General features: G+C 40.0%; 13 protein-coding genes. All 13 read right to left on the bottom strand.

Annotation, left to right across the window (positions count from 1 at the left end; genetic code table 11):
* Positions 1–7: 7 nt before the first annotated feature.
* Entirely contained in the window at positions 8–1351 is a 1344-nt protein-coding gene (gene ccmI, locus W03_RS06105; RefSeq protein ID WP_244072130.1) for a c-type cytochrome biogenesis protein CcmI, read from the bottom strand.
* 5 nt (positions 1352–1356) lie between these two features.
* Positions 1357–1875, bottom strand: a complete 519-nt coding sequence (locus W03_RS06100; RefSeq protein WP_244072129.1) for a cytochrome c-type biogenesis protein — start codon at positions 1873–1875, stop codon at positions 1357–1359.
* A 9-nt stretch (positions 1876–1884) separates the two neighbouring features.
* Positions 1885–2415 carry a DsbE family thiol:disulfide interchange protein gene (locus W03_RS06095; RefSeq protein WP_244072128.1) on the bottom strand — a complete coding sequence of 177 codons (531 nt, stop codon included), beginning with the start codon at positions 2413–2415 and terminating at the stop codon, positions 1885–1887.
* On the bottom strand, positions 2412–4472 hold the full coding sequence (locus W03_RS06090; protein WP_244072127.1) for a heme lyase CcmF/NrfE family subunit: 2061 nt from the start codon (positions 4470–4472) through the stop codon (positions 2412–2414). The genes W03_RS06095 and W03_RS06090 overlap by 4 nt, the downstream gene beginning before the upstream one ends.
* Positions 4473–4626: 154 nt before the next feature.
* Positions 4627–5076 (bottom strand): cytochrome c maturation protein CcmE, encoded by a 450-nt coding sequence (ccmE, locus tag W03_RS06085; protein ID WP_244072126.1) that lies wholly within the window; start codon positions 5074–5076, stop codon positions 4627–4629.
* Positions 5060–5257 (bottom strand): heme exporter protein CcmD, encoded by a 198-nt coding sequence (gene ccmD, locus W03_RS06080; protein WP_244072125.1) that lies wholly within the window; start codon positions 5255–5257, stop codon positions 5060–5062. The genes ccmE and ccmD overlap by 17 nt, the downstream gene beginning before the upstream one ends.
* Positions 5257–6000 carry a heme ABC transporter permease CcmC gene (ccmC, locus tag W03_RS06075; protein ID WP_244072124.1) on the bottom strand — a complete coding sequence of 248 codons (744 nt, stop codon included), beginning with the start codon at positions 5998–6000 and terminating at the stop codon, positions 5257–5259. Before ccmC ends, ccmD begins: the two co-directional genes overlap by 1 nt.
* 202 nt (positions 6001–6202) lie before the next feature.
* Positions 6203–6862, bottom strand: a complete 660-nt coding sequence (gene ccmB, locus W03_RS06070; RefSeq protein WP_244072123.1) for a heme exporter protein CcmB — start codon at positions 6860–6862, stop codon at positions 6203–6205.
* Between the two features lie 4 nt (positions 6863–6866).
* Positions 6867–7481, bottom strand: a complete 615-nt coding sequence (gene ccmA, locus W03_RS06065) for a cytochrome c biogenesis heme-transporting ATPase CcmA (protein WP_244072122.1) — start codon at positions 7479–7481, stop codon at positions 6867–6869.
* 189 nt (positions 7482–7670) lie between these two features.
* A complete protein-coding gene (locus tag W03_RS06060) occupies positions 7671–8273 on the bottom strand; it encodes a CBS domain-containing protein (RefSeq protein ID WP_244072121.1) in 603 nt (200 codons plus the stop codon).
* Between the two features lie 1127 nt (positions 8274–9400).
* A complete protein-coding gene (locus W03_RS06055; protein WP_244072120.1) occupies positions 9401–9667 on the bottom strand; it encodes a hypothetical protein in 267 nt (88 codons plus the stop codon).
* Between the two features lie 38 nt (positions 9668–9705).
* Positions 9706–10809: a cytochrome c peroxidase gene (locus tag W03_RS06050; RefSeq protein ID WP_244072119.1), complete on the bottom strand. Its 1104-nt coding sequence runs from the start codon at positions 10807–10809 to the stop codon at positions 9706–9708.
* Between the two features lie 263 nt (positions 10810–11072).
* Positions 11073–13280: a hypothetical protein gene (locus W03_RS06045; protein WP_244072118.1), complete on the bottom strand. Its 2208-nt coding sequence runs from the start codon at positions 13278–13280 to the stop codon at positions 11073–11075.
* Between the last annotated feature and the right edge of the window lie 214 nt (positions 13281–13494).

Here is a 13494-nt window from a genome sequence, read left to right as displayed (position 1 = left end):
AATTACTCTATGGAACTTGTTTATTAATGACGATAGCTATACCACTCGTACCGATTTTTACTGGATCGCTGAAACCTTGCAGATCACCACTCGATGTGACTGCTTGTCCAGATTTAGAAATTCTTGCCTCAATCACTACCTCGGGAAAACTGGATATTTTCATTGCAGGCATCATCGCCATTTCGTCCGTTAAAGTGAAAGTCGCTGGAAGGTCACTTACCTTCAAGCGCAAAATGGCCAGTGGCATTTTAGGTCCAGTTTTAGCACGAGCATAGATGAACAAAGTATCATTTGGTGTCGCCTTACCCACCAATTCACCACTTAGTGTTACTTGCCCGGAAATACCCGTCGATATTTGGTCAGGTTTCTGTTCTTGTGGCTGAGATTGTTGAGCAATCATTGGAGGGGTATCCGTTTTAACTTGCTGAGCCGCATCAGCTTGTGCCAGATGTTTAATTGGAGATTCCAGATCATTGCCAGTTGCTAGCGATCTCGCTTGCTGAATACTATCCTTGACTGATTTAGCCAATTGCGAATCAGCAGGAATCGCATCAAGTAATTTCTCCCAGTGAACGACTGCCTGTGTATATTTGCTTTGTTCGAATTCCGCCGTTCCAGCCAAAGCTAATGCTTTGGGATATGCTGGATCGATCGCCAATGCTGCATAGACAAGTTCGGTCGGTTTGCCTTGTAAATTTCCTTGATTAGTCATAGCCAAAACATCCGCATAATCACTTAATATCTGCGGATTATTAGGAATAATGTCATTTAATTTTTCATATGTTTTACTGGCTTCATTATACTGCCCCATAATGGCATAGGTACGCCCAAGCATCACCCAACCTTCTATATCTCCGGGATTCTTCTCAAGTCGAGCAATTAAATTTTCTAGAACTGAAGCAAAGTTATCATGCCCAAGAGCATTCTCATTTCCAGAGTGAGGTTGCGTAACCTTTGCCAATTGATCCTGAGGTAATAAACCTCGAGTATCTCCAACAGCAAGATAAATAGAAACTGCGGCCAAAGGTAAAGCCGTTACAATAATGACGACTGTGGCTATATTCTGCAGCTTACTGCTCTTTTTAATAAAAACAGTTTTGTCATCAGGAACATCTTGCAACATTCGTTGCTGAAGCTCTTGCTTACTTTTATCGTATTGTTCTTGCGTAAGGATATCGTTCTGTAAATCCCTGTCTAATTCTGCTAGTTGATCACGGTAAACAGAAATATTTAACGTATCATGTTCAAAATTACTTTGCTTACCATCTCTGTTTCTTAATAAAGTTGGCACAACAAATAACAGTGCAACAACAATAAAAACACCTGAAATAACCCAAAACGACGTTGTCATGCAATTTACCTTTTTTTCTCACCGAGCAATGCTTCAGCTTTTTTTTGTTCTGCTTCAGATAGTGAAACTTCTTCAATTTGTTCTCGTCGGCGCTTCAAATAAGTCAAAAGCGAAATAAGCCCTATTACAAATAACAAGATAGGACCAAACCATAGAAGCATTGTAGTTGGTTTAATCGGAGGATTGTAGAGCACGAAATCTCCATAGCGATCAACTAGAAATTGAATAATTTCTTGGTCACTTTTGTTTTCTTTGATTTTTTGCCTAATCTCACGACGCATATCGTTGGAAAAATCTGCACGTGAATCTGCAATTGATTCATTCTGACAAACGAGGCAACGTAGGTCTACTGTAATAGCTAGCATTCTCTTTTCGATTTCTGGGTCTTCTGCTACAGGTATAGCTTCTTTTGACCAACTAGGCGCAGATATCAACATTAATACTACTAACGTAAACATCAGCAATATCGTAATGAGATACGGCTGGAATACTTTAAAAAAAAGAAAACGATTATCTTGAATCATATCCCCTCGCTAAGCTTGTTTTTGTAATTCAATAATTAAGGGAATGATTGTTTTTTCTAAAGAATCAGCTGTCACCGGACCAATCTGTTTATGTCTAATGATCCCCTTTTTATCAATAATATAAGTTTCAGGAACACCATACACGCCAAAATCGATACCAACTTTTCCATCCGCATCGACAATACTTACAGCATAAGGATCGCCATATCGTTTTAACCATTGCATTGCTGTAGTGCGCTCATCTTTGTAATTAAGGCCATAGATAGGCACAATACCAGATTTTGATAATTCTACTAATAAGGGATGCTCATCACGGCAAGAAACGCACCAAGAGGCCCATACGTTCAATAACCAAACTTTCCCCAGGTTATCTGTTGATGAAAGAGTTTTATCTGGATCATGCAATTGATTTAATTGAAATACTGGCGCTGGTTTGTCAATTAATGGAGAAGGTACTTGACGCGGATTCAATGTTAACCCGACCAGCAAAAAAGCTGCTAATACCATGAAAGCAAATAACGGGATCAAATACCGCATCATAATTCCTGATGCTCCGTTGCTAATGTAGTACGTGTAGTAGCAGTCGTTGGTACAGGCGTATCCGCAGAAGGTTTCAGATTTTTAGTATCAACACCATCTTTAACAACAACAGGATCTTTTTTACTAATTTTTAAACGATAACGTCGATCTGTAATGGATAAAATCCCACCCAAAGCCATCAACATACATCCAAGCCAAATCCAATCTACAAAAGGTTTATGATAAACGCGTACCACCCATGCGTTGTTTTCAAGGGGCTCGCCCATAGCTACGTATAAATCACGAAATAGCCCTGTATCAATTGCGGCTTCCGTCATCGCCATTCCCGATGCATTATAGGTACGTTTTTCGGGGTTCAATGTACGATAAACTTGATCTCCCTTGAGTACAGTGATATCTCCCATGACTGATTTATAGTTAGGTCCTGGAACATTACTAACACCATTGAACTGGAAAGTGTATTCCCCTACTGTGACTTTGCTTCCAATTTCCATTCGAACATCTTTTTCGGTTTCATAACCATTTACCAGCGTTACACCGATAATGAAAACGGCCACACCCAAGTGCGCAAAATGCATTCCATAATAACTTCTGGACTGACGAATCAGCTTAGAAAAAATACTACCTGAACCGCTATTACTTACGCGATGCTTTAAATTAACCGCTACACATACAATTATCCAAAATGCTAGCAGCATACCGAAACTGACAAGCGGTTTCCATTCACCCATGAGATAGGGAGTGATCAACGCAGAAACAACACTTACAGCAAACGCCCAACGTAATCGAATGGCTAAAGTAGGTAGGCTCATTTGCTTCCAACGAGCAATCGGACCAACACCGATCAGAAAAATCGCGGGTGTCATAACAGGAACAAATACCGCCTCAAAATAAGGAGGACCAACTGATAATTTTCCCAACCCCAGAGCATCAATAATCAATGGGTACAATGTACCCAACAAAACACTACCTGCCGCTACTAAAAGCAACAGGTTATTCGCCAGTAATAACGATTCACGTGACAATAAGTCAAACTTACCACCCATTCCAACTTTGGGTGCGCGCCACGCAAACAATATCAATGACGCGCTAATAACAACCACTAAAAATACCAAAATAAAGATGCCGCGCGCAGGATCTGTGGCAAAAGCATGCACTGAAGTTAGTACGCCTGAGCGAACTAGAAATGTGCCCAACAAGCTTAGCCCAAAAGCACAAATCGCTAATAATACAGTCCAACTTTTAAAGCTTCCTCGCTTCTCGGTTACCGCTAATGAATGTAATAACGCGGTACCAACAAGCCATGGCATGAATGATGCATTTTCTACCGGATCCCAAAACCACCATCCCCCCCAACCTAGTTCATAGTAGGCCCACCAACTGCCCATCATAATACCGACGGTCAGAAAAACCCAAGCCACAATTGTCCAAGGCCGTGACCATCGCGCCCAAGCCGCATCTAATCTTCCACTCAATAGCGCCGCGATAGCAAATGCAAATGCAACCGAGAATCCAACATACCCCATATATAGCATCGGAGGATGTACAACCATACCGACATCTTGTAATAACGGATTCAAATCGCTGCCTTCCGGAGCTGCCGGTAATAAGCGATCAAACGGATTAGAAGTAAATAACAAAAATGCTAGAAAACCTACGCTGACCAAGCCTAAAACACCAATAACACGAGCCACAATATCGTCGGGCAATTGCTTACTAAACACGCTTACTGCGACTGACCAGGTAGCTAACATTAGTACCCATAGTAATAGCGATCCTTCATGAGAACCCCAAGTAGCAGCTAGTCGAAAATGGAAAGGCAGCTCCGTATTTGAATTCCTCGCCACATTCATGACTGAAAAATCACTAGTCACAAAAGAATAGGCTAAACATGAGAAAGCCAAAAAAATAAAAACAAACTGCCCTTGTACAACAGGTCGAGCAATTGCCATCCAGGATGAAATGCCGCGTGCCGCACCAATGAGGGGCAATGTCCCTTGAGTAAGCGCCAAGAGAAGCGCCAGGATTAAACAAAAATTACCAATTTCTGGAATCATAATAAGCTTATGTTATAGTAGAGTTAATGACGATTCTTCTGAATGCAACTTTGAGGTTGTACTTTTGTTTTGTTGATTAATCTATGAAACAAATTAATTAAAACAAATATATTATATGCTTTCTATTTTATATAGAATAAATATAATATTAAACCTATTCAGATAATGATGCTTTCTGTGCCTTTGCTGCTTTCTCCAGAGCCTCTGCGGCTTCGGGTGGCATGTAGTTTTCATCATGCTTGGCTAATACTTCATCAGCCTGAAAAACTCCTTTATCTGACATTTTTCCCTGTGCCACAACGCCTTTTCCTTCTTTAAACAGATCAGGAAGTATCCCTGTATATACAACGGGAATAGTGTGACTAGTATCAGTGACAGAAAAATGTACTGTAGTACTCATACCTTCGCGTTGCACGCTTCCTTCTGTTACCAGCCCACCGATCCTAAAGCTTTTTCCAATAGGAGCCTCTTTCGCAGCAACTTGAGTAGGGCTAAAGAAAAAAACCAAATTACTTTGAAATGCATTGAGTACCAAAACAGAAGCAATACCTAACGCAGTTACACCTGCGACGATCATTGCCAATTTCTTATGACGTGGTTTCATTTATATCTCTTTTTTGATCTAGGCCACTGGTGTGACCGTATTGTTTTTCCAAAGTTCGACGGCGATTTGAAATCAGCAGAATTTCACCCGCAACACAAATTAGTGTCATTGCATAAGAGCCCCAGACATAAAATCCATATCCCCCCATAGAGAGAAATTCTGATAAGCCAGACCAATTCATTACGCCACTCCCTCCTTTTGTAGTTCAGCTACCCAGGCCGTGTGACTTTCTCGTTCAAGAATGATAATACGGACGCGCTTTAATATTACCGCAATGGAATACATCCAACTGGCAAATACCATAATAAGCATCCCAGTCAACATCGTTGATGCCATCGCTGGTGCTTGGTTAATACTGACTGAGGCGCCTTGGTGCAAGGTATTCCACCACTGTACCGAAAAATAGATAATCGGAATATTCACCACTCCCACCAATGCGATAATCGCACCTGCCTTGTCAGCACGGCGTGGGTCATCAATTGCAGCCTGTAGCGACATAAAACCGATATATAAAAATAATAAAATCAATTCCGAAGTTAGACGCGCATCCCACACCCACCAAGTCCCCCACATTGGCTTGCCCCACAGTGATCCTGTCCAAAGTGCAAGAAAAGTAAACATTGCACCAGTTGGAGCGATTGCTGTAGCCATCATAGAAGAAAGTCGCGTGTTAAAAGCCAGACCAAAACCTGCCCAACAAGCCATTACCACATAAAGAAACATAGACATCCACGCAGCGGGTACATGGATAAAAATAATCCGATAAGCCTCGCCTTGCTGAAAATCTGTCGGAGCAACAAAAAATCCAACATACAGCCCTATTATCAGCAAGATAATTGCCATCACTGAAAACAGAGGAACCATTTTTCCTGCTAAGACATAAAAACTTGCGGGAGAGGAGTATTTAAACCAATTAATTGCCATAAAATAAAACAGTAAATCGCGCTAGTTTGAATTTTTTATAAAATGAGTACAACTCAATAAAATAGCTTTACTCATTATGATTATTTTTCTTAACCTGTGATTCTATACTAAAAATAAGCAATGAAAAATTGCTTTCTATTTGCAAAGAAAATTGATACGACAGTATATGTCATATTTGATAGACGATTTACAAAAACAAAAATTATTCTAACGATACGCGCAAAGACCATGCCGTCACCCATGGTGCAAAAACCAGCGATACTAAAAAAAATGCACCAATTAATGATAAGTGTGCGGCAAAATCAACACCAGCCATATTGGCTTCAACCGCGCCAGAGCCGAAAATCAGTATCGGAATATATAAAGGTAATACTAATAATGAGACCAGCACCCCGCCACCTCTAAGTCCTAATGTCAGTGCAGCGCCAATTGCACCAATCAAGCTTAATACTGGAGTTCCAATTAACAACGAAATTACCAGAACGAACAATGCATCACTCGGCAAATCATATTGTATGCCAAGCACTGGCGCCATCAATACCAATGGCAATCCCGTTACTAACCAATGCGCTAAAGTTTTTCCTAACACCAGAAGTGATAATGATTGTGGAGATATTAGCATTTGTTCCAATGTGCCATCCTGATAGTCACTAGAAAACATTCGATTCAATGACAACATCGAAGCCAATAACGCTGCTACCCAAACGACTCCAGGAGCCATGGTTCTTAGTAAATTCATTTCCGGCCCGACACTCAGCGGAAACAAACTCACAACAATAACAAAAAAAAATAACGTGACCAGCACATCAGATCGCCGGCGAACTGCTAGCAAAAGATCTCTTTTTATAATCCACAAAAACATAGCATCAAGATAATTGTAATTGAGTAATCGATGATGCGTTAATATCAATCTCCTGGTGTGTCGTCATTACCACCATGCCATCTTGTTGCAGGTGTCGCTCTAATATTTCTCTGAGCAGTTGAACTGCAACCACATCCAAAGCTACAAATGGCTCATCCAAAATCCATAATGCCGTATTGCATACCAATAAGCGCGCCAAAGCAACTCGCCTCCGTTGACCTTGCGATAATACTTTAACCGGTAAATGCTCACGACCGCTTAGACCGATAGTATCAAGTGCTTTAGTTGCGTCATCAAAGTTGATTTCAGATCCAGCCATTGCACTCGTGATGCATAAATTCTCGATTACTGTTAAATCATCTTTTACACCGCCTAAATGACCGATATAGGTAGTGCAAGCAAAATACTCTTCATTTAAAGTTTCGATAGAGGCGCCATTCCAGCAAATTCTGCCTGAAGCGGGAGATAATAATCCACATATCATACGTAGCAAACTTGTCTTCCCACTACCGTTAGGGCCATGTACTTGCAATAAGCCACCCGTTTCAAGAGAAAAATCAATATCCCTAAAGAGTTCTCGATCACCGCGCACGCATGCGACTTTGATTCCTTGCAACACGATTTAGTTAGGCGAATTAGATAAAAGCTCGTGATTATAGCTTATTGATGGTGAGAACGACATCCGGGCATTAAAAACTTGAAAGCTTATTCCACACCCAAGAATTTATAGAATTATTGCGAGATAAACTAACTCGCTAGCGCAAACAGCCGGAATCAATATATCCGGCATATTCACAATCAACTTTTATCAATCTGCAATTAAGGTTGATTCAATTTCCGCAAAGCTTTTTGCAACTTTGACCGGAACCGTAATTTTTCTGCCCAACTGTTTTTCTATTTGAGTCCAAGAAAAAATACCGCAAATTTTCGATAGGTCAGTATGCCCAGCATTGTCCACTACTAGCGAATGTATGCGACCACCCTCATACAAACTGGCTATGATATTACCTACACGTGTATGCTCAACATCTTCAAGAGAAATAGCTTCTAGCATATCTAGCGGTGTCATAATATCCATCACCAAAATTTCATTATGCTTGATGCCACGTTGCTGAACAAATCGCATAGGTTTTTCACCCAGAATATCGGTTGCAGTAATAATACCAGCCAAAGATTCGTTGTCACGCATCACGAGTAACGTACGAACACCACGCTGAATCATATAGATATTAGCTGTTTCCATTGGGGTTTCGGGTGAAATCACAGCTGCCTGTATTTTACGAAAATCTGTCATTACTTCAAGTGCCGGTGATTCAAAAGTCACGGAAACAGGCGGCGAAGGCTTGGAAACTTCTACAGTACCTAAGAAACGCTGCATAACGAGCGGTTTATAATTTTTTTCTAGCAACATAATACAACACCCCTTTCCTATAAATAAAAATGAATCACTTATTTCAAAACAGAGAAATCTATTGCAAGTAATGAATTAGCACTTTACGCTGAAATTGAATTAGATTCAATAATCTTATTAATAACAGGGTTTCTATTAGCCATAAATTACCGCTTGATTAGCAAGCCAGGAACGCGCACGTGAGAAATCTAATTCATCTGTACATGATAGCCTAGATTGTGCGGCTCAGAGTAATCCTCAACATACAATCTTGACAATCTTTTCAAGCCAAATACCATGGCCTATAGAATAGTCAGATATGTGATTTGGTTAGCTCATGGTAACGCATAGGATCTCGTACCTGTTTCATCTTAGCTTTATCACACAGTATTGACAGCGGATTTTTGTAGCTGCTCTTATCACCAAACCGTTGTGGCCATTATGATCAATCAGCGTGGTCTTGTCTTTATAACCCGCAAGCCACCGGACATTTTTCTTAATTCAGCGTTGCTTCGGTATCGATAGCGAGCTGAGTGACTGTGATAATCCGTAGGCTAGGTTACTTGAGTATTTGACTCCTTGTTGCAATCCTGGCATCGCTAGCCATCTTATGAGCTGGTTTGACGTTAGGCTTACAAATCAAGTAAAAAATTTGAAAGTAATTATTATCCACAAAATCTGTGGATAACTTTGTTAGTAACTCGCAAATCGGGCAGCTTAATATATGTATTTTCTGGTTTTTTTCTAAACCTGATTAATTATTCTACATTATTAATCCTTTTAATATCATACACTTATTTTTAATGAATGATTTTTATGGGAAAATTATAAATTACTTTTTAGTCACATCTTCACTGTGGATTATTTGAATTGTCAAGAAAAAATAAAGATTCTAAAATGCTGTTACCGAAGAAATGATCAAGAGATTATTTTATCTAAGTAAACGTTGATGTTGTGCGCGAGAAAAGACCGTTTAATACTACGCCAACAAAGGAAGTTAACAGAATACTTTACTACTGTAACGTCAATTCGAGCGATGCTGGAATTAATTAGCGTTAGCCTCAAACAAATCAAATATCGATATTATCGCTAGGGATTACAGGATAATAGCCCATATACTGAATCCCTAGTGTTTGGCGATGAAAAGTTTACAGAGCAGCTAAAAAAGCTACTAGGTCTGCTTTTTCTCTTTCGGTCAAATGTATTTTAAAGCGTTGATCATAGAAATCAATAACTGCTTTCAGATCTTTTGCTGAGCCGTCATGAAAATACGGTGGACGTGACGCAACAGAACGCAATATTGGTCCTTTGAAGCGACCGATATCCTTCCATCTGCCTGTTAGTAGCGCACGACCTGGGTCAGTAGTTTGTATAATTTCCCCAGTTACTTTCTTTCTTAATGTATATAAAGGCATATCCGGTGTGCGACGCGATGCATCCGCAATACCGATATTCAGCGGCTAGGGGTTGAGTGATTACCTGAGTTCGGTGTGTTATGGCATGTCGTGCAAGTACCCTCCAATACAGTAATATTCAGATCGTCATTAATACCGGCGACTCCACTAATTTGAATCAATTTGTTATTAAATAAAGCCTGGCCACGTGCAATTGCACCGCGCGCTCTTTCTGTTTGATTAGTTGTACGACCGAAATAACGTTCCCAAGCGTTATATAAAGACATAGCGTTGGAATCGAAAGATTCACGAGTCCGATAATCCCCAACCAAAGTGTCATTAACACCAAAATAATAATCTTGAGTCATCAAAAAATTAGGTCCACCACTCGCTCTATTTCTCGTCAAACTCCCCGCGTTATTATCGACTATTTGTGTGGTGAATAATCCCATCTCAAAATTTACGATTTCGGTTCGTTCTGCATCAGTAAGGTCTGCCAAAGCTTCAGCATGACCTCGTGTTGCATGATTGGCTTGCATCGACAAATCAGAAGCCACAGGTGAAAAGCATGTCGTTGAACCAAAGATACAATCCGTAGAAATATCGCTTTGGGTTGTTTCGCGTCCATCCCACATCACTGTGCTAAGAAATTTTAGATTCGTGGTTGGCATGGGTCTTCGAGATAGTGATAATTCATATGCATTCGCAAAACCATACGGATCATCGGTCTCAATCAACTCAAACTCAGCATCCGCTGGTACACCCATACCAACACGTATATTGCCTTTATTCAATAGCATACTATAAGCTTGACGACGTTTCTCAATAGTCGAAACATCAGCATTTGTAGAATTGGCGCCATCTACCAAGCGAAATAACGGATCTAGACCGGCTGTTTGTCGGAAACGTTTTTGAATTCCTTTTGGTGTAATTGTCCAGCCTTCCGTAGGAACATGGCAAGTCGCACATGTTCTATCGTTAGTTCCCATTTTTTTAAAAAAGGCGTTGTTAAAATCAATAAAACCATGAGTACTAACGGTTTTGTCAATTCCATGACGATTGTTTGCTGAAATACTAGATGCTTTTTCCGCAGCAATGGACAGAGTTGGAAGTGTAATCAATAATACAACTGCCACAAATAACTTACATAAACACTGATTCATATTTTATTTCTTATTTAATTCATTACAAAAAATACAGCAATTACACATTATTAATATTTTTCAAATGAAAACCGCGCTACTCAATGTCAAATGAAATTACCATATCTACGGTATGTACGTTTACATGACAATATACATCCTACCCTCTCGAATATACATCGAGAGGGCATATCAAGCGCTTTGGTTAATGGTAACTGATGGCGAAACTTAGGCTATTCTGAAAATAACTTACCGTAATTTCTTAGGCAAATTATCTTTGATTGCTAGATCAATTGCCCTTGATATTGGGAAAGAACATCATCGATCACGGCTTTAGCAGCAATTGCTTGCTCAGAATCCGTTGTTTGAATGGCATATTTCAAATTACGAATGGCATTTTCTATCTTCACCCGGCGTAATGTATCCAACCGCAATTCCAAATCAGGTAGAAAACTACTTGCATACAGATCAATAGCTTCCACTGCTATCAACGCTTGATTTTTATCCGTTGAAAATGTTGCTGCAATTTGATTAATACTACCGTTTATTTGCCCAATCATGCCCTTGCTAATATCACTGACGATCTCATTTGCCGAGACAGCAGCGAGATCATCGCCGATTAGCTGTGCCTTAATACGATTACTGCCGAACGAATTGTCTTGCGCGATAAATCCTTCGATAATACGATAGAAATATTCACCTTCGACCTGAGCTTCTCGTGCGTCAGCAACATCGGTATCGCGACTACCAATAATTCCTTCAACTTCTCGCAAAACACCAATCAGATATGTTCTGATTAATGATGAAACGATGTTTTCACGAGCTATCGATACATCGAAACGGTTTTCTTCATCAGCTTTATCAAGTGTATGTCTACCATATTCAAAAGCCCGCAGAATCTGATAATCCAAATCAGGATCTCGGCCATCTTGTAGCGATTTTTTATCGCTTGTGAGTACTTTGTTAAAACGTGAAGCTGTACCACTAATAGCCTGAAAAGCTGAATAAGCCCTATCCCACTCCAAGATCAATTGATCGGAAGAAAGGGTATCAAACTGATGAGCCACCAACGTCGTTCTGTCATATACTGCAATGGCAAAAACACGTTGTAATGACTTGTCGACTATCTGGGCAGCTAATGGTACATCGATTTGATTTTTAATTGCATTGATGGCGGATGACACATCGCTGTCAATCGATAAGCCATATATTTGGTCAATAATTTTTGTCAGTTCTTGCAAATCGCCCTGATAAGCCGCTTCAATAGCATTTCCATCAATAGTTGCTTGTTTGCGTAATTCAGCAATCGCTTGAAAGCTTTTAACAGCCTCATCAATGATGATTGTAGTCGTTGAAGTTTCGTATTTTGCAACATTCAGCGCGCTTTCATAATTAACCAGAATAACGGTAATTGCGTCACGCGCTTGCGTAGATTTCTCGGCGTTGTTTTCGCTACTGGCCACTTGCAAATTATTAAACTCTGTTTCAAGACCAACTCGCGCCGCTGTACCTAAACGTAACTCAATGTCTGGAAACATAATCTTGGCAAAATAAGCTGCGCCAGCAGCTTCAGCCATTGCTTGCGGGCGATCACTACCAACAGCACTCGCTTGTCCATTCATCTCTGCCTTAACACGACCAATCAATCCCTTACTTAATTCACTAACAATGGTATCTGCATCAATTTCCGATAATCTACCAGTCAAACGAGACTTCAGAAATGCACTTCCTGCCGGGTTATCACGCGCAATCAGCGGTTCGATAATGCGATAAAAAACTTCACCCTCCTTTAATGCTTCACGCGCTTCATCGGTATCAGCATCTCGATTACTGATAACTCCAGAGATTTCACGCAATACACCGATATAGTATGCACGTGCGAGCGACATACGAATGCCATACCGTTCTACTTGAATGGTCGCAAAATCTTCATCTGGATTACTTTTATTCAATGCTGTTTTGACTCTGGCAAATGAAGCTTTAATCGCTGCATCCAGGCCTGGATTAGTGCCCGCTTCGAGTGCCTTTTTATCGGCGGTGAGTACTTGATTCTCTCTTGCAACAGTTTTTTCAATTGCCACAAAAGCCGCTTCCGTTTGCAAAAGTGTTTGCGTCAACGCATCTGAATTGCTTGTACTGAATTCATCACGAATAGCCGTAATACGATTCCATATCGACTGATAAAAAACACGTTGTAGCGTTTTATCGATAACTTGCGCTGCTAATGCAGGATCTTTACCGTTTTTAATATCTTCAATTGCTACTTGAATATCCTTGTTTAACTCAAGATTATTCGCTTCGTCAACTTCTATTGCCAAGCTTTGTAATGTTCCGGTATATGCATTTGCAATTGCGTCACCATTAATCGGAGATTCTTGACGTAAACTTCCTATAGTTTGGAAAGCAACAACAGCTGCTTGAATATCTGCAACGCTTGCGGTTACTGCAAAAACACCGCTACTACTACAAGCAAGAAGCATTATAAAACTCATAATCGCTATATTCTTTATCTTGACTATAAGTTGATTGAATAAGTACATTCTCTTTTAACCTCTTTAAAATAATGATAAGAAGGATAATGATAATTATTATTGTTTAGTTTTTCAAGGATTGAAACAAAAGAAAGAAAAAATAACCTATAAATATGAAATGGATCAGAGTGTTTTATCTTGGACCTTTGCGGATTCAATTTTCCATTCCGTATTG

The sequence above is a fragment of the Nitrosomonas sp. PY1 genome (assembly GCF_022836435.1).
Taxonomy (GTDB): Bacteria; Pseudomonadota; Gammaproteobacteria; order Burkholderiales; family Nitrosomonadaceae; genus Nitrosomonas.
Note: the sequence above shows the minus strand (reverse complement) of the source record. Positions and strands in the feature narration are given on the sequence as shown.